The following is an 18307-nucleotide window of genomic DNA, read 5'->3' as shown; positions in this document are numbered from 1 at the left end:
AGAAGGATGGGAGAAAACCATGAAAAAATTGACTTACCTGACGGCAGCGGCTTTTCTGGGACTGAGCTTGATCGGCGGTTTCGGTATATCTACGGCAGAGGCGGCTCAAACAACGTCTACGACTACCCCCAAAAATGTGGCGGCGGGAGGCTCCGTAACGGCAAGCGGCGAATATGCGCCGACCCAGACCAAGGAAAGCGCATTCGACCAGTCTCTTTATTCAAAATGGCTTACGTTCAGTTCCACAGGATGGATTCAAGTCAAACTCGACACCGCGAAGACGGTCACCTCTTACTCGATTACGGCCGCTGAAGATTTTCCCGAAAGAGACCCGAAAAGCTGGGTTCTCAAAGGCTCCAATGACGGATCGACGTGGACCGTACTCGATACCCGGCAAAATGAAGCTTTTACATACCGCAATCAGACAAAATCCTACTCGTTTGCGAACACGTCCTCTTTTAAATATTTTAAATTCGACAGCATTACAAACCAGTCAGGCGGAATCCTCCAGATCTCGGAGATCAAATTATTCGACGGCTCCGTCGATACCTGGACCACGATCAAGCCGACCGTTACGGCCAGCGCTGAAAATACGCCTAACGAAGGCAAAGATAATCTGGTAGACGGAACCAGCGTGACCAAATGGCTGACATTCAATGCCACGGGCTGGCTGAAATTCGACTTCGGCAAGCCGGTTACGATCGACGGCTACGCGCTGACGGCCGCCAATGACTTTGCCGAACGCGATCCTAAAAGCTGGGTGCTTCAGGGCTCTAACGATAACGCCAACTGGACAAGCCTGGATACCAAGAGCAATGAATCGTTCAGACTCCGGCATCAGCGGAATCATTACGTTCTGAACGGCAACAACACCGCTTACCAGTATTACCGTCTGAATAATCTCCAAAACCACAGCGGGGGTATCCTGCAGCTGTCCGAAGTCGAATTCTCGCGCAAGGACGACATGTGGCATGCCGTGAACCCGGTCATCGAGGTCCAAAATCTTGACGCCGCAGGCAATGGTCAACTGTTCGACCAGGCATTGCCTAACGCGACGGATGATATCCGGGTTATCGTGCGCAAAGTAAACGAGCTGCTGTACAATAATCCCGGCGAGCTGCTGGGCGGCGTGCAGAAAATCAAGGTCACGATCGAAGACGTTCCCGGAGTGGCTTGGGCGTCCGGCGACCACATCCAGAAAACGGTCGGTTTCAGTTCCCGGTTTCTGCGCGATATCGCGAACGATCCGAACAAATCGGTGCGTGACGAAATTCTCGGCGTACTGTACCACGAGCTGACTCACTGCTACCAGTACGATGATAACCGGTATGCCGACAAAAGCGTCGGCGGTGTCAGCTACATGGTCGAGGGTCTGGCGGATACGATCCGCTTCGCAGTCGGCTATCATGACCGTTACAGCATGACCAAGGGCGGAACGTGGCAGGACGGTTACGGCACGACGGGCAATTTCTTCCGCTGGATCGAGGACACGAAAAAGCCCGGATTTATCCGCCAGCTGAATGCAAGCCTGACCCCGTTCGACGGACAGGACTGGACAGAAGGCAAAATCCAGGAGCTAACGGGCACGAACGTTAATACGCTTTGGACAGAATATCAGGCGACACTCCCTAACTAATCGCCGATGGGATTCATAGGTAAAGGCTGCCGGAAACGGCAGCCTTTCTTTTTTTTGAGGAAACCGGGGCAGCTCAGATCCTAACAGCCGGGAAGGGCAGGGCGGGAACGGACCACCGGTTTTTAAGCTTTCTGGATGGCTAGGCTGGGCGTGCCGCTGCTCACATCGACGAACAGGACGTAGGCCAGGCCGTCCGTACCCGTTAACAGCAGCCCGGGCTGATTCAGAACGCCGGGATTATAGTACCGTACCTGTTGAACGGAAGGAATACTGACCGGCAGTGTAGGCTGGTTGAGCGCTCCCACTTGTGCGACCGCACGAATGCTTCCGCCGGCCGTAATCGTTCCGCCCGCAGCCAGGTGGTTTAAGACCGTTTCGCTGCCGTTCACCTGCAGACTGCCGGCGATTGTCTGATTTCCATTCACGTTCAGATGCGAACCGACTGTCTCATTGCCGTTCACCTGAAGATCCTGTCCGATTGTCTGACTGCCTGTCACCTGTACGTTATCGAATGTCGGCAAATCTATCACACTCTCTTTCAATTGGTATATCTCATTCTATGAGGACAACTATCAAGAAGATATGATCTGTTGACACATTTTCGGCCGAAAAAGCGCCTAAATCACTGAAATGAGCTTTTTTTTGTTCAACTGCCTATCAATTTGGGATAAACACACTAAATCAAATGATTTTACCTGTGCATATGCTAGCTTAAAAGCCCCCTTGAAACGGACGTTGTCGCTATCCGAGGACTATGCGGAAATGAGGAGCAGCATGAAAAAAACGATCAAGAAGAAATCCCCTTCCAAACAGGCGCAAAATAAATGGATTTTAAATGATGTGAAAAAACCGTTAAACAAGAAGCCTCAGCCGCTCAAACACACGATGTCCGTTAACCGGCCCGGTACTCGGAACGAGTTGCCGCTGCCGCGGGATGTCCAGAGCCGGGAGATCACTAAAAAACGGCCTTACAAGCGGATGAACCTGCTTCTTGTTGCACCCGACCACCCTATGCCGGGCGCACCGAACGAGATACTGCTTGAAGAGCAGTTGAGGCATTTGGCGAGAAATGTGACGACAATCAAATACACCCAGCCTATGGCGGAGCAGCTAAACCGGCCGGACCTTGACCTGATTCTGATTATAGGCGGGGAAGAGCCGTTCTCCGATGAAAGTACGTACGCCTTGAAAAACACACCGGTTCGTAAGGTGCTCTGGCTGTCCGACAAAGAGAAGCCGTTCGATTTGGATTCGCGGACGGTTTCTTTGTTCGATTATATCCTTACTCAGAAAATGGCCCACATCCCCGTTTACCGGGCGTTACAATGCCGAAACTGCGTTTGTCTGCCCTACGCCTCCGATACCGGCATGTATTTTCCGAGACCGGTCGAGGACCGCTATAAATCCGATCTGTTGCTGATCGGTGACGCCGAGCCCAAAAGCATTCTGTATTCGTTCGCCTTTTCGGACTTACCGGCCGATGAGAAGGTTAGGGCATGCGGAAGAGGCTGGGAAACGTTCCCCTCTCTGATTATTATTCCGCCGGATGAAGATTTGGCGCCTTATTACAACGGAGCCCGCATCGTGATCAACTGCAGCGGTTCCCTCATGCAGACGCTGGAAGTGGCGGCCTGCGGCGCGTTTCAGCTCATCCAGCAGCACTCCGAATTGACGCCCTTTTTGGAAGCGGGGGACTGGGTCACCTTTCAGACGCAGGATGAGTTTGCGGATAAATTTCTGTATTACCGGGAAAACGTCGATCACCGGCGGCTCGCCGCTTCGAGAGCTCTGGCCGACAACAAGTACAATCATTCTTTTCTTCAAAAAGGCATACAACTGCTGGACCTTGTATTCGACTGAACCGGCGGAGGACATCCGGGGTGCGTTCTTATTCAACAAGGAGGGATAGGCATTGAAGCTCATTGCCTTTTTACTGCCCCAGTTTCATCGGATTGAGGAGAACGACCGCTGGTGGGGAAAAGGCTTCACGGAGTGGACGAACGTAAAAAAGTCCGTTGCGTTATACAGGCATCATAGTCAGCCCAGAGCCCCTCTGAACGATTATTATTATGACCTGACCGATCCGCGCGCAAGGCAGTGGCAGGCCCGGACAGCCCGGGACTACGGGATTTACGGATTTTGCTATTACCATTACTGGTTTAAAGGAAAGCGGCTGCTTGAGAAGCCCGTTCAGCATATATTGGCGAGCGGGGATCCGGATTTTCCCTTCTGCCTGTCCTGGGCCAACGAGCCTTGGACACGGAGATGGGACGGTATGGAGTCGGATGTGCTGATGCCCCAGGATTACGGGAACGAAGCAGACTGGAGTCTGCACTTCTATGCGCTCCTGGATGCATTCAGGGATAAACGGTACATCCGTGTCGACGGCAAGCCGGTGCTCCTGATTTACAGGCCCGCGAGCATTCCGAAGTGCGAAGCCATGCTCAACCACTGGAGAAACCTGGCGCGCCTCAACGGCTTGGAGGGGCTTCATCTGGTGCGGACGCTCGGCGGTTTCCCCGTCGGCACGCAGCACGGGTTTGACGCCAGCGTGGAGTTCGAACCGCATTACACATTCGCCCACGGCAGCATACATCTGCCCTGGCTGCAAATCCCGGTCATGGGAAAGGGGCATCTGGCCGTTGACTACGACCGGACATGGACAAACATCCTGGGGCGCACGCCGCACAGGAACGGCGAAGTGATTTATCCCGGCGCTTTCGTCAACTGGGATAATACGCCCCGGAAAGGTGCTGACGGCCAGAGCACTCTGGGCATGACTCCGCGGAAATTCGGCTGGTACTTGTCCCGGCAAATCGCGAGAGCCAGGGAGACTTTCGGCAGCGAATTTCTGTTTATCAACGCCTGGAACGAATGGGCGGAGGGAGCATATCTGGAGCCGGACACGAAGTACGGCTATCAGGTGCTGGAGGCCGTTAAAGCGGCTCTGGAACTTAACAGCGCGGCTTCTTACGGGAACCTCTGACCGGCTGCGGTCTCCCGGCGCTTCGCCTGCTCCGGCGGCAGGGGGGGTTCTTATGCGCGTGTTCCTCCTGCTGGCGACCGAAAGGCATTACAAAGCACATCCGTTTTCTGCGGGTGTGTCTTTTTTAGATAGGGAGAAAATAACCGTTATTATGTCGTCATTAAAAGAAAACAAACAGTTGTATCATGTTATTGTATAATTTGTAATATGAGGTATAATATGAGGTGTATTTTCGACAGTATGCGCCGGATTCTACGTTCTAGCCGGGTGGCTGTGGCCATGCAGCTTACTATCCGGCTGTTTATGAAATCGCTTACGCACGCTGTCGCGAAGAGGAAAGAGGCGGTTAGCTTTGTTTGCAGCCAGCCGCGATCCCCTGAAAGGAGGAGGATGCAGGGGTATCCGCAGGAATAATCTTTGCCGCTGCCCACTTGTACTTAATGGTAGACCCGGCTCCAACGCCGGCATTTGTTAAAACGCTTTCATTTTCATCGCCCACTAAAAGGAGGAATTTATAGTGACCATTCGTTTGCCCTATCAAGGGATGATCAAGATGCTTGCGGCCGGAGCTATTATGCTCATGCTGTCCATCGCCATGCTTCTTCTGCTGGAAAATAAAGCTTCCGCTCACGGGTATGTCAGTAACCCGTCCAGCCGCGCCGCTCTTTGCGCCAGCGGAGTGAACAAAAACTGCGGTCTGATTATTTACGAGCCTTACAGCCTCGAAGCGCTTAAAGGCTTCCCCGCCGCGGGACCTGCCGACGGTAAAATCGCAAGCGCGAACGGCCAGTTCGCACCGCTCGACGAGCAGTCGTCCACCCGCTGGACCAAAGTAAACCTCAGCCCGGGCCCGACGACTTTCAACTGGACGCTGAAAGTTCCGCATGCGACGTCCGCTTGGAAATACTACATCACGAAGCAGGACTGGAACCCGAATGCGCCTTTGAGCCGCGCTTCCTTCGACTTGACGCCTTTCTGCAACGTACCGTACAAGGGACAACCTTCCGGTTCGTACTCCGACACGTGTAACGTTCCGAGCAGAACGGGTTATCAAGTAATCCTTGCCGTTTGGGAAATCGCCGATACGGCCAACGCTTTCTACAACGTAATCGACGTGAACTTCGGCGGATCTCCGGGTACTCCCGACACGTCAGCTCCGACGGCACCAACAGGCCTGACGGCTTCCAATGTTGCCGCTACAAGCGCAACCGTATCCTGGACGGCGTCTTCCGACAATGTCGGTGTAGCCGGCTACCGGATCTACAACGGTTCCACTCAAATCGGCACGACCAGCGGAGCGCTCAGCTTCAACCTGACGGGCCTGACGGCCAATACGGCCTACGCCATCACGGTCAAAGCCGTTGACGCTGCTGGCAATGTATCGGCGGCCAGCAACACCGCCAGCTTCACCACAATCGTTGGCACGACTTATCCGGCCTGGAACGCTTCGACCGCTTATACGGGCGGAAGCAAGGTGACGTACAACGGCGTCAACTACGAAGCCAAATGGTGGACGCAGGGCGAAACACCCGGCAGCAACTCCGGCGTATGGAAAGTGATTCCATAACAGCCGCCGCTGACCGTTAGTCCCAGGATGACTTCCGAATATTCGGGAGTCATCTTTTTTATGCATGCGGCACCTCAAGAGGATTGAGAAGCCCGGCCGTTCATTCGAATGAATGAGGCCGGGCTTCCTTGTCCCTGCCGGCAGTCAGGCCCAGGGGTAAACTTTGCGCGTGGATTACGACCGGATAACCGAAACGCTGTCACCGTTGCTGTTGGTCACATACACCCGGTGCGTTTTGGAATTGACGCTGAGGTCCGACGGCTGGGCACCGACCGTAAGGGTGGCAATGACCTTGTTCTTGAAACCGCTGATGACCGAAACGGTTCCTCTCGATAGATTCGGAGAAGCGTTAGCGACGAAGATGCGGTTCTTCTTTGTATCGATACCGAGAACGGACGGCTGGCTCCCGACTCCGATCGTGTCGATAACCGACAGTTTTTTTCCGCTGATGACGGAAACCGTATTGCCGGACGAATTTGCGGTGTAGATCCGGTTGGTTTTTAGGTTGACTTTGATGTCGGAAGGAAATGCGCCCACACGGATTGTTTTGATGACTTTATTCGTTTTTCCGTTAATGACCGAAACGGAGCTGCTGTTCGTATTCGCGACAAAGATCCGGTCGGTCAGGGGATTGATCGCGATGGTGTCCGGTCCTGTGCCTACTTTAACGGTAGCGATTACTTTATTGTTGGCTCCGTTGATGACGGAAACCGTGCCGGCGCTGTTGTTGGACACAAAGATCCGGTTGGTGAACGGATTGACGGCCGCGTTAAACGGCGTGTCGCCTACTTTAACGGTTGTAATGACCCGGTTGGTGCGCCCGTTGATCACGGTGACGGAGTCGCTGCCCGCGTTGACGACAAACACCCGGTTGGTTGCGGCGTTCAAGACGATAGCCGCGCCGTCCTTGCCGACGTTAACGGACGATACCAGCCGGTTCGTCGCGCCGTTCACCAGACTCACGCTTCCGGTAAGTCCGTGGGGATTCGCCGTTACTGCCGTGTTTAACGTGTGAACACGGTTTTTCCGTGCGTTGACCACCAGGTGATTCGGCGCGTTTTCGATAGGGATGGTTTTAATGACACGATTGGTAAAGCCGTTGATTACCGCCAGCGCATCCAAGCTCCGGGTTACGAACACCCGGTTCGTTTTGCGGTTAATGGCGACATGAAGGGGAGAATTTACAGGAATCGTAGCAATGACTTTCGGTAGTGATTTTCTTCGGATAAGGGTTGCTTTCAACATGGATCGCAGTCCTGCCTTTCTAATGGGAACTACGACACTTTATTCAAGATCAAGACAGTTGCTTATGCGTCTGCCCATCCGAGGCTCAATCCGACTCGTCTTTTTGCCAATGGTTTGACCGGATTTCGCTTGCTAACAAAGTGGAGAAGACCAGCCCGTAACGGTAAGAAAAAGCGGGAGGAGGGCAGCGGCCGATCCCAACAGCCAAACCGAATAGCCAAACCGAATAGCCGGCTTTCGACAGGCCGCGGTAATCGGCTTTTTTGCTGTTTCCGCGTGTAAATTACGGCTGGAGGGAAGAGATCGGAAAGCCAAAAAGGCCCTATTATGCAAAAACTTGAGGACACACGATTTGAAAGCGTGAAGTAAAGAAGTGTATATAAAAGTCGGAAGTTATCTCTTTTATTCAAGAGGCGCGTCTCTTAAGGTTACATTGTAGGCGCTTTCATATCACCCATTTTAGGAGGGAAATTATGAGTTCGAAGAAGAAATGGTTATCGCTGGCACTGGGAGTGACCTTGATGGCTACGATGCTTCCCCAGGCATACGGCGCCCAAGCTCAGCCGGAAGTGCGCAATCTTGCCAAAGGCTTGAAGTACGAATGGTCCGAAGCTCCTCATTCAAACTATCCGGATCCGTCCGGCAAGCTTACCGACGGAGTGATCGGCAGCGCGAATGTGACGGACCCGTCCTGGGTCGGAAGCTTAAATAAGCAGACCCGTGAAATCGTCTTCGATCTGGGCGAGGCCAAGTCTATTTCCAAGATCCGGGCGCATTTTCTGCAGGATTGGCCGGGATCGGCGGTTCTTTTCCCTCTGACGGTCTCCATGTATGTGTCCGACGATAAGCAGAACTGGGGAACGGTAGCCCATAAGGCGACGGAGCATTTGTGGACGGACGGTCCGCCTGTCGACCAGTTCTATACGTGGGACGGAAGCAAGGACGGCATCCCTAATGCGGGCTCCGATGCGAAGATGGCCTATGCCCGTTATGTCAAAGTGGCGTTCTCCATGCATCCGAAGGCGTGGGAGTTTATCGACGAGATCGAGATCTGGGGAGCCGACGGCAAAATCGAAGGGGCGAAGCAGGTGCCTGCGGAAGCTTTCGATTATATGCAGCCCGGTGAAAACACCGCAGGTATCCGCAACCTGTCGCTGCTGTACAACGGATACTACTCGGACGGCGTCAAAATGACGAAGGAGAAACTGGTTCCCGAGATCGGCTATGTGAACAAGGAAGGAAAGCCCGTCGACTGGTTTTTTGACGGAGCCCTTGTCCTCGGTCTGCAGTCGCCGCAAGGACGCGATTTCGGAGAAGGGGGGGCGCTGCTGACGGACTGGAAATGGTACCTGGATAAAACGTTCGCGGATCAGGGAGACCTGGAGCAGCTTAACGAAGCGACGAAGGAAGTCGGCCAGAAGCTGGGACAGCCCGGCCACAAAACGAAAACGGTCATGATGATCCCTAATCCGGGCGAATATACAACCGATTTCGGGGATATCGACGGAGACGGCGTCACCGAGAATTTCAACGAGGGCGCGGTAGGGAAGGATAAAGCCATCGCCAACCGGCAGAAGGTGATCCGCTGGTGGATCGACGAGGTCAGCCGTAAGTTCGAAGAAAAGCACTATTCCAATCTGGAGCTTTCCGGTTACTACTGGTTGCAGGAGCAGGTGGGAACGAGCAGCTCGGGGCCGGATCTTCTGCGCTTTACGAATGGTCTCGTTCACGAGAAAGGGCTGAAGTCGTTCTGGATTCCCCATTTCCTCGCGTACAAAAGCTACATGTGGAAGGATGTCGGGTTTGACGCGGTCACTTTCCAGCCGAACTATTATTTCGAGCCCCTGAACATAGACCGCCTGCAAGACGCGGCCGAAACGGCCAAGAGGTTCGGAATGGGCGTCGAGCTTGAATTCGACGACCGGATGCTGACCGATGCCGTATTCCGCAAGAGATTCCTGGAATACCTGGATGCGGGCGAGCAGTTCGGCTTTAAGGGAAGCCCCTTCAAGGCTTACTATAAAGGCAGCGGGCCTGTCATGGCCCAGGCGGCGGCAAGCTCCGATCCGGAAATCCGCGGCCTGTACGACAAGCTCTACGAGTTCACCAAAGGCGGGACTCCGGCGGGAGGGGCTCCCGTAGCTTCAGACAGCGCACTCAGTACACCGCCGGATACGCCCGTCTCCGGTACTCTTCCGGCGACGGATGACGACGGCGATCCGCTGACTTACAGCATTGTGCGCAACGGCGTCAAGGGAAATGCCGCCGTGACGGATGCGTCCAAGGGGACGTTCACGTATACGCCGGGCAAGGGCCAGACGGGGACCGACACGTTCACGTTCAAAGCCAGCGACGGCAAGACGGATTCCAATGTCGCCACGGTGACGGTGACGATTGCGGCGGGGCAGACGGGCTGGCAGACCGTATTGACAGGCAGCGGAACGGTTCCGGCGGGAGAGAAGTTCTCCGTTACCTACGGCCTGACCGGAGGATCGCAGGCGGTATACGCGCAGGATATTAAAGTCGAATATGACGCCGCGTTTATGGATTTTGTGTCGGCGAAGCCCGTTTTGGACGGAATCTCCCTGCTTGAAACCGACAAAAAAACACCTGGGCAGCTCCGGCTGCTGGTGGCCAGTCAAGGTGACAGCCATGCCGTGACGGGTCCCGCCAAGCTGCTCGAATTAACCTTCCGCAGCAAAAAGGACAACCAGACGATCAAAGGAGTTGTCTCCGTCACGAGCGCGGTGATGGGTGACCGCGACGGACAAGAAGCGGCGGCCGCGCCTTCGTCTCTGACCGTACAAACCGCGGGATCGGTTCCGGGCGATTATAACGGAGACGGCAAAGTGAGCGTTGGTGACCTGGCCATCGTGGCGGCTCCGTACGGAAAAACGAAACAAAGTACGGACTGGGAGCAGGTCAAGCACCTGGACATCAATAAAGACGGTAAAATTAATAATCAGGATCTCTCTGCCGTGGCGAGTAAAATCTTGAAGTAGCCGCCAGCCTCTAGCCGCCGACCGGCGCTGAGCCGTTCATCCCGGACGGTGACTGCGCATAGGAACTAAAGGCGTACAAGAGTAGTACAAGAGTGAACTTACGATTGCCGGCAAAGCATGCTTTGAAAATAGAAAGGAGCCTGTTCCTGTCATACGTCCGGCACGTATACGCATAGGAAGGCTCATAGAACCGCCGCCCGCTTCCTTTGAAGGAAGCGGGCGGTTTTTTGTATGGAGATGAAAGGGGGAGGGAGGTTAGGTCAATCCCGTTCCATTAATCCGACTTCTTTGCAAAGCTCGACGAGTTCAGAGACAGCACGGAACTGCTGCCGGTTCCTCTCATGAATGCTATGAAGCGCTTGCTCCGTCACTTTTTTCGCCTTTTCGATGCTCTGGTGTTCCACGGCTTGTACGATATCCTTCATTCTTTCCAGGAAGTAAACCGTTCTGCGCAGCGTGCGGATCAGCAGAATCTGCCGGATGTGCATAGGCGTAAAAATCCGGTACCCGTTGTCCGGATCTCTACCCGGCTTGAGCAGCCCTTCTTTTTCCCAATGGCGGATGGCGGAATCCTGGACACCGGTGAGAGAGGCGGCTTCGCCGATGGTCATCGCGCTTTTCAGCTTTTTGTTGGCGAGGATCGGCAGCTCGGGGTCTTGGAGGAGAGCGAGTGTCTTGTCGGCCACCGCTTTTTCATGCTGGAGGACGGACTGCTCATGGCTGACGAGCCAGAACGCGCTGTCCATATCGCCGCGCTGGATATGGCGAAGCACATCGCAGCTGAGTCCGACGCCGAAGGCGGGGAACATGGCGCGCAGACAGCGGAAATACGCCAGATGCATCCTCGTGTACAGGCGGTACCCGTTCGTGGCCCGGTCCGGCGCAGGAACGACGCCCCACGATTCGTAATGCCGCAAGGCGCTCGTGCTGATGTTCAGTTGTCGGGCAATGTCGATGGGCTTGTAGTACTCCATGTCTCGGGCCTTTCTCCGCACGGAAATCGGCGGTTTCAGCGTTTGTTTAGGACGATGTTCCGGCTGCTGCTGCGAAACACAGTCCTTTGGCCGCCAGGGCGGGACGCAGCAGTTCAATCCCTTTGGGACCCATGCCGTGCAGCTGGAGCAGCTCTTTCTCGGTGACCCGGGTCAGCTGCTCCAGCCGCAGGAAGCCGGCTCCGGCAAGCGCGCGGAGTGCGGGCTTGGACAGGCCTGCGGGAAAATCGGATTCCGGTCCGGATGCCGCTTTTTTATTCGGCTCGTCAGGAAGGTTAGTCGGCACGTCATTACCTCCTCTCCGCAAATAATGGGTGTCTTCTCCTAGGAGCGGATAAAACTAGCTTTACTATACCACGGGGCCCATGATGTTTTTTCTTAGGAATTGCGGGACCTTAAAAAAAGATAACTCATGTTAAGTCACGGTATCCCGATTGAACGGCCCGTAAGGTACACTTCAATCATACCAAACAAAGCAAGGGTGATGGAATGTGAGCTACAGCGGGGCCGGTCTCGGAGCCGAATCGAAAAGACATCGTACGAGGAAGAAGGCCGGTTTTTTCGCCTATTACAGCCGGTTCAAAGTGTTATACCTCTTGTCACTCCCGGGTATCGCGTATTTCCTGATCTTCAAATACATCCCGCTGACGGGATCTGTGATGGCGTTTCAGGATTACAACATCTTCGCGGGAATCTGGCAGAGCGATTGGATCGGACTCGACAATTTCAGGCGGATGATCGAGTACGCGGATTTCTGGCACATTCTGGGAAATACGCTCTCCATCGGGTTTTACACGCTGCTGTTCGGCTTCCCGATTCCGATTATTCTGGCGCTGATGATGAACGAGCTGCGCAATGCGGCTTACAAACGCTTTGTCCAGACGTCGGTTTATCTGCCGCACTTCCTTTCCTGGGTCGTCGTAGGCGGAATTGTGATCGAGCTTCTGTCCCCGACAAGCGGCGCCATCAATTACATCCTGGGCCTCTTCGGCCGGGAACCGGTGTACTTTATGGGGGAGGATTCGTACATCCGCTCCATTATCGTAAGCTCCGGTATCTGGCGAGACGCCGGGTGGAGCACGATCATTTACCTCGCGGCCATGAGCGGCATCAATCCCGATTTGTACGAAGCCGCGCAGATGGACGGGGCGAGCCGGTGGAAGCAGACGTTCTCGATTACGATTCCTTCGATCATGCCGACGATTACGATTCTGTTTTTGCTGCAGATCGGGAATTTTCTGGATCTCGGTTTTGAAAGGGTTTTCGTTTTCCTCAATCCCTTAACGAACGGAAGCGGCGACATTCTCGACACGTACATCTACAGAGTGGGCCTGATCCAGAGAGAATACAGCTACACGACGGCAATCGGCCTGTTCAAGTCCTTAATCGGTTTCGTGCTAATCGTATCGGCGAATAAATTCAGCAAAAAAACTACCGGAGAAGGATTATACTAGGAAGGAGGAACCAGCTTGTCTCCCTTGGAAAAACAAAGCAAGACGGCGCTGCTGAATCCCGTGATCCTGCTGCTGATTTCGCTTGCCATGATTTTGCCGATCCTGAATATCGTCGCCAAATCGTTCAGCGGGGCCGGAGCGCTCAGCAGCGGCAGCGTACTGCTGTGGCCCTCCGACTGGACGCTGTCGAACTATACCACCGTGCTCCAGCAGTCGGCGATCTGGAGGGCGTTCGGCATCAGCGCCCTCGTTACGGTCGCCGGAACCTTGATCGCCCTGGTGATGACGGCCAGCCTGGCTTATCCGCTGTCCCGGTCCGAATACAGGGAACGCAAAGGGATTCTCGTGCTCGTGCTGATCACGATGATCTTCCACGCGCCGCTGATTCCCAACTACCTGCTCATCCGCTCGCTGGGAATGCTCGACAGCCTGTGGGCTCTGATGCTCCCGGGCGCGATCAGCGCGTTTAACCTGTTCGTGATGCGCTCTTTCTTCCAGTCGATCCCGAACGAACTGATCGAGTCGGCGCGGATAGACGGGGCGGGGGAGCTGCGCATCCTGTGGACGATGATTCTGCCGCTTTCGAAGCCGGCGATGGCCACGATGAGCATCATTTATTCCGTAGCCCTCTGGAACAACTATTCCAACGCGCTTTATTATATAAACGAACGGGCCTTGTTCCCGCTCCAGGTGAAGCTGAGGGAATACGTCGTCACGGATTCCTCGGACCTTGCCAATACGGCGGGCGACATAGCCAACTTGTCACCGGAAGGCCTCAAAATGGCGGTTATCGTCATTGCGACGATCCCGATCATGCTTGTCTACCCGTTCCTGCAGAAGCATTTTATTAAAGGCATGCTGATCGGATCGATCAAGTCTTAATCCCAGGATTCAAGATGTTATGAATCAGGTTAGACACACGCACCTTAAGGGGGATGTCCACATGAAAAGATGGAAAAAAAGCGCGCTGTTCCTCACGTTGACCGCATCTTTGGCTCTGACGGCCTGCTCGGGCCAAGGGGCGAGTCCGAAGGAACCGCCCGGACCGGTGAAAGTATCCTTGTCGCTGAGCGATTCCTTGAACAAATATGCGCTCGCCAGCACCGATATTAACAACGACAAATGGGTGAAAAAGCTCGGCGAGATGACCGGCGTACAGCTGGATATCAAACTGGTGCCGCATGCCGAATTCAAGCCCAAGACGGCTCTCATGTTCGCCAGCAACGACCTCCCCGACGTCATGAATACGATCCAGGGGATGTTCCCGGAAGGGCCGGATATGCTTGGCGCGATAAAAGGCGGGCTGTTCATGCCCCTTGATGATCTTTTGAAAGAATACGGCCAGGATTTATTGAAAGCGATTCCAAAAGAAGCGTGGGAGGAAGTTAAATACAAAGGTAAAATCTACGCCATTCCGGAATACTTGTCGGTACCGACACGCAGAGCCACTTTTATCCGTAAGGATCTTCTGGACGCGACGGGGCTGCCGGCTCCGAAGACGATCGACGAGTTTCTGAATGTGCTGCGGGCCATGAAAAAGAACGGGGTCGAGCAGCCGTTCGCTTTCCGGCAAAATTTCGTCTACTCCGATTTTATTTTCGGCGCCTACGATGTGATGCCTTACAGCACGATGTTCGAGAAAATCGGCGACGAAGTCGTACCGAAATTTTTCAAGGTGGAACAAATGCAGAAGGCCCTCCAGGTTTACAAAACGATGTACGACGAAGGGCTGATGACGAAAGATTTCGCCAGCGTGGACGGCAACAAATGGACGAACAACATCAATGCGGGCAAGTCAGGCATCTGGAATCATAACGCCAACCTGCTCATGACGTGGATCAACACGACGAAGGTCACGAATCCGAAATCCGAAGTCGTCATCATTCCGTCACCGGTAGGAGACGACGGCAAGGGCGGCATGATGAAATACAGCTACACCGGCGGCTTGTCGTATATCAACAGCAAGGTGAGCAAGGAAAAAGCGGCCGCCATCGTCAAAATGCTCAATTTCATGGTGACCGAGCAGGGCGACAAGTTCTTCAACTTCGGGATCGAAGGAGACACGTATCAGACGCAGGACGGCAAAGTGGTTTACAAGCAGCCTAAAACGCCGGAAGAAACGTACGAGGAGCAGTTCCGCTCGGTCATTCTGCGCCTGGTCGAAGATACGGCTCTTAACCGTACGCTGCTGAGCCAGACGGAAGACGGGAAGAAGCTGATCCAACAATTCGACACGATCGTGGCCAAAGAAGGCCGGGACGGTATTTCGTTCGCGCCGGAGCTTACGTCCAGCGCCAAATTCACCGATGCCGGGCTGAAGTTCTCCGATATGCCGCCGGTCATCCTCGACCATATGCTCAAAATGGTGTACGGCAAAGAACCGATCTCCGATTGGCCGAAGGTGCTGGAGGAATGGAAAGCCAAAGGCGGAAATGATATCATCAAGGAAGCAACCGAGCGGTACAACAAAAAAGAAGGCGTCAAGCTCGGCGATTCGAACTAACGGTTTAAACATTTATCCGCTCTCCGGGGCGGGTAAATGTGTTTTTTGCCTTCCACAACAACATCAGATCCGTATACGAAGGAGGGAACGGCATGAAGCGAATTTTGGTGGTCGACGATGAACCGCTGATCCGTCAGGGGCTGGTCGCCATGCTGGGGCGGCTGCCGTATGATTTCGAGTGGGTGAGGACGGCCGGCAACGGCCAGGAGGCGCTTGAACGGATGAAGGAATCGCTGCCGCAGCTTCTTTTAACGGACATCCGCATGCCCAAAATGGACGGATTGGAGCTGTGCAGACAGGTGCACGACCAATACCCTCTCGTGCAGAAGGTGATCATTTCCGGGTACGGGGATTTCGAGTATGCGCAGAACTGTATTTCGTACGGGGTAAAAGAATACATTTTGAAACCGTTTACACCCGCTAAAATCGGTGATCTGCTGGGCCGGCTCATTTCACGGGGGAACCCGGCCCTGTCCATTTCCAAGTACGAGGATCTCATCGGGAACCTGGCGGATTCGGTGTGGTCGATGCGGATCGAGGAAATGGAGGCGTATTTCGAGCAGCTCAAGACTTACTGCCTGACGGCTTCCCGGACGGATTACGATTTTGTCCAGCTGTTGAAGGATTGTCTTCCGATGCTGAAGAAAAGGCTTGCCCTCAAAGGGTTTCACCCGATTGTCGGGGAAATTCCGGATTCGGGCGATCACCTTCATTATTTCGAGCAGCTTCACGTCAGCATTCTGAAAATCATCGACGAGCTCGCGCTGCAAAGAGGGGGACAAGATCTGATGCTGAAAGCCAAAGACTATATGGACGCTCATATCACGAAGGAGCTGTCGCTGGAAGATACGGCCGATTATTTGGGTATCACCCCGCAGTATTTAAGCTTTCTGTTCAAAAAAGTGCACAAAGAGACGTTCGTTCAGTACCGGATTCTCAAACGGATCGAGCTGGCCAAAAAGCTGCTGGAAATCCCGCGTTACCGCACTAACGATATCGCGTACGAGGTCGGTTACGAGAATTACCCGCACTTTTCCCGGATGTTTAAAAAAGTGACCGGCGTTTCTCCGCTTGAATACCGGCAGCAGCTGGGCATCAAATAAATGAAAAAGACGTTGTCCCGGACGATTTTTATTTACATCGCGGTTGTCGTGATCATCACGGCGGCGTCGATCGGGTGGTTTTCCTACCATATTTCTTCCAGTCAGCTGCGGCAGCAAAACGAACAGCATCTGATCGAGGCGGTATCCAACGCGGTCAACCATACGGATCTGTATTTGAAGCTGTACGAGCGCGCCCATCTTTCTCTTTTTACCCACCCGGATATAAGAAAATTTCTCGACTCTCCGCCGAAGGACGATTACGCGTATTTTCAATATACGGATACGCTCAAGAAGCAGGTCATTGATCCGCTTTTTCTGAAAACACCGGAAATTATGACCGTCTATTTGACGGATTACAGCAAAAACTGGGTGTACTTCGTAAACCCGGCCCTGAAAATTATCCAGGATCCCGTTCCAGGAGCGACTCTGGAGGAGCTGGACAAGGAAACCGATTCCAACGGCAACCTGACGATCATCAATAACAGCGTGTTTACGGAAAGCGATACCCAGTTGATTACGCTCTCGCGTAAAATACACGGCCAGGTGTTTAACGAATTCAAAGGCATTTTGACGATCCAAATCAAATCGGATGAATTTTCCACGTTGTGGAAGGGAGTCAATCTCGGACCGGGCGGTTTTTTCTCTATTGTGGATCATGAAGGAAGGATTGTGCATCATCCGGACAAAACCCGAATCGGCCAGGTGATAGACAGCGAACTGCTGGCCAAGCTCGAAAACATGCAGCTGACTTCGTTCACGGACGCATCGTTCGGAGAAGAGCGCATGATCGTCAGCCGGAAGTCCTCGTATTCGGGATGGAATCTCATGGTGTCGATCCCGACCGAAGACATCAACAGGCCTATCGCCAGCATCCGGTATTTATCGTTTCTGGTCGGAGGCATCACGCTGCTTATCGCGCTGCTCATTTCGTACCGGTTCGGCCGGGTCATCACGAAACCGATCCATATCCTCAAAAGAGGCATGCGGCAGACCGAGCAGGGAAACTGGATGAAGATTCCCCAACTGCGCACGCGCAATGAATTCAGCGAACTCATCGACCGCTACAATTTGATGGTCGCAAGCTTGTCCGAACTGATGGATACCTTGTACAAAACGGAGCTGGACAAGAAAGACGCGGAGCTGGAGCGGCAGAAAGCCGAGCTTCAGTCTCTTCAGCTCCAGATCAATCCGCATTTTCTGTACAATACGCTGGAAAATATTATCTGTTACGCGGTAATCCGGCAGTCGGAAGAGATCACGGAAATTGTGGACGCGATCGCCGCCATGTTCCGTTACTCGGTGCAGACGCATATTGAAGAAACCGCCATCGTCAACGAGCTTAAGCATGTGCTGAACTATATGACGATCATGAAGCACCGGGTAGGGCGGGATTTCGAGCTGGATGTGCGGATTACGCCCGAATTTTTCCTGAAAAAAACGGCCCGGCTCACGCTCCAGCCGCTTATCGAGAATGTGTTTCAGCACGCGTTCGCGGACGGTATCGAGGATTACCACTATATCCGGCTGGACGCCTGGACGGACAAGGAGGACAGAGATCTCGTAATCGCGATCGAGGACAACGGGGTAGGCATTCCTCCGGAGAAGCTGGCTTCCCTGCAGCGCCAGCTGGAGTCCAACCAGCTTGCGGATTCCACGCTCGCCGGCCGTAAAGGGCACGGAGGAATCGGGCTGATGAACGTGCACCGCCGCATTCAGCTCGTATTCGGAGAAAAGTACGGCCTGTCCATAAGCAGCGCCCAGGGCCAAGGCACCTCGATTTCCATCCGGTTTCCGAACATCGGCTCCTGAACTTGAACCA

The 18307-nt window shown here is 53.9% G+C and carries 14 protein-coding genes; 10 read left to right on the top strand and 4 right to left on the bottom strand.

What is annotated here, in order from left to right; all coding sequences use genetic code 11:
- Positions 1-19 precede the first annotated feature (19 nt).
- Entirely contained in the window at positions 20-1636 is a 1617-nt protein-coding gene (locus HMPREF1207_RS01825) for a basic secretory protein-like protein (RefSeq protein ID WP_009673949.1), read from the top strand.
- Positions 1637-1758: 122 nt separating this feature from the next.
- Here HMPREF1207_RS01825 and HMPREF1207_RS01820 read toward each other — a convergent pair whose 3' ends face one another.
- A complete protein-coding gene (locus HMPREF1207_RS01820; RefSeq protein ID WP_016423408.1) occupies positions 1759-2178 on the bottom strand; it encodes a hypothetical protein in 420 nt (139 codons plus the stop codon).
- A 232-nt stretch (positions 2179-2410) separates the two neighbouring features.
- On the opposite strand from HMPREF1207_RS01820, the gene HMPREF1207_RS01815 reads away from it, so the two are divergent.
- The 3 genes from HMPREF1207_RS01815 (at position 2411) to HMPREF1207_RS01805 (ending at position 6189) form a co-directional block, all read left to right on the top strand.
- The gene (locus HMPREF1207_RS01815; RefSeq protein ID WP_009673937.1) at positions 2411-3496 is read left to right on the top strand and encodes a glycosyltransferase family protein; all 1086 of its coding nucleotides are present in this window, start codon (positions 2411-2413) and stop codon (positions 3494-3496) included.
- A 52-nt stretch (positions 3497-3548) separates the two neighbouring features.
- Complete coding sequence (locus HMPREF1207_RS01810; RefSeq protein ID WP_009673961.1) at positions 3549-4622, top strand: glycosyltransferase WbsX family protein; 1074 nt, start codon at positions 3549-3551, stop codon at positions 4620-4622.
- A 517-nt stretch (positions 4623-5139) separates the two neighbouring features.
- Positions 5140-6189, top strand: a complete 1050-nt coding sequence (locus tag HMPREF1207_RS01805; protein WP_009673940.1) for a lytic polysaccharide monooxygenase — start codon at positions 5140-5142, stop codon at positions 6187-6189.
- Between the two features lie 174 nt (positions 6190-6363).
- Here HMPREF1207_RS01805 and HMPREF1207_RS01800 read toward each other — a convergent pair whose 3' ends face one another.
- Positions 6364-7434 (bottom strand): YncE family protein, encoded by a 1071-nt coding sequence (locus HMPREF1207_RS01800; RefSeq protein ID WP_009673973.1) that lies wholly within the window; start codon positions 7432-7434, stop codon positions 6364-6366.
- 473 nt (positions 7435-7907) lie between these two features.
- Here HMPREF1207_RS01800 and HMPREF1207_RS01795 point away from each other — a divergent pair, with 473 nt between their 5' ends.
- Complete coding sequence (locus HMPREF1207_RS01795) at positions 7908-10436, top strand: DUF4855 domain-containing protein (RefSeq protein ID WP_009673976.1); 2529 nt, start codon at positions 7908-7910, stop codon at positions 10434-10436.
- A gap of 260 nt (positions 10437-10696) precedes the next feature.
- Here HMPREF1207_RS01795 and HMPREF1207_RS01790 read toward each other — a convergent pair whose 3' ends face one another.
- Both HMPREF1207_RS01790 and HMPREF1207_RS01785 read right to left on the bottom strand, forming a co-directional pair.
- Positions 10697-11410 (bottom strand): TioE family transcriptional regulator, encoded by a 714-nt coding sequence (locus tag HMPREF1207_RS01790; RefSeq protein ID WP_009673935.1) that lies wholly within the window; start codon positions 11408-11410, stop codon positions 10697-10699.
- Positions 11411-11456: 46 nt separating this feature from the next.
- Positions 11457-11714 carry a hypothetical protein gene (locus tag HMPREF1207_RS01785; protein ID WP_009673965.1) on the bottom strand — a complete coding sequence of 86 codons (258 nt, stop codon included), beginning with the start codon at positions 11712-11714 and terminating at the stop codon, positions 11457-11459.
- A gap of 205 nt (positions 11715-11919) precedes the next feature.
- On the opposite strand from HMPREF1207_RS01785, the gene HMPREF1207_RS01780 reads away from it, so the two are divergent.
- The 5 genes from HMPREF1207_RS01780 to HMPREF1207_RS01760 all read left to right on the top strand — a co-directional run bounded on the left by HMPREF1207_RS01780 (position 11920) and on the right by HMPREF1207_RS01760 (position 18297).
- Positions 11920-12882: an ABC transporter permease gene (locus HMPREF1207_RS01780; RefSeq protein WP_009673959.1), complete on the top strand. Its 963-nt coding sequence runs from the start codon at positions 11920-11922 to the stop codon at positions 12880-12882.
- Between the two features lie 15 nt (positions 12883-12897).
- Entirely contained in the window at positions 12898-13764 is an 867-nt protein-coding gene (locus HMPREF1207_RS01775; RefSeq protein ID WP_009673943.1) for a carbohydrate ABC transporter permease, read from the top strand.
- A gap of 61 nt (positions 13765-13825) precedes the next feature.
- On the top strand, positions 13826-15385 hold the full coding sequence (locus HMPREF1207_RS01770; RefSeq protein WP_009673962.1) for an extracellular solute-binding protein: 1560 nt from the start codon (positions 13826-13828) through the stop codon (positions 15383-15385).
- 92 nt (positions 15386-15477) lie between these two features.
- Entirely contained in the window at positions 15478-16488 is a 1011-nt protein-coding gene (locus HMPREF1207_RS01765) for a response regulator transcription factor (protein WP_009673971.1), read from the top strand.
- The gene (locus tag HMPREF1207_RS01760; protein ID WP_009673930.1) at positions 16489-18297 is read left to right on the top strand and encodes a cache domain-containing sensor histidine kinase; all 1809 of its coding nucleotides are present in this window, start codon (positions 16489-16491) and stop codon (positions 18295-18297) included. It abuts the gene before it with no gap.
- Positions 18298-18307: the final 10 nt, after the last annotated feature.

Origin of the sequence: Paenibacillus sp. HGH0039, assembly GCF_000411255.1 — a bacterium.
Classification (GTDB): Bacteria; Bacillota; Bacilli; order Paenibacillales; family NBRC-103111; genus Paenibacillus_F.
Note: the sequence above shows the minus strand (reverse complement) of the source record. Positions and strands in the feature narration are given on the sequence as shown.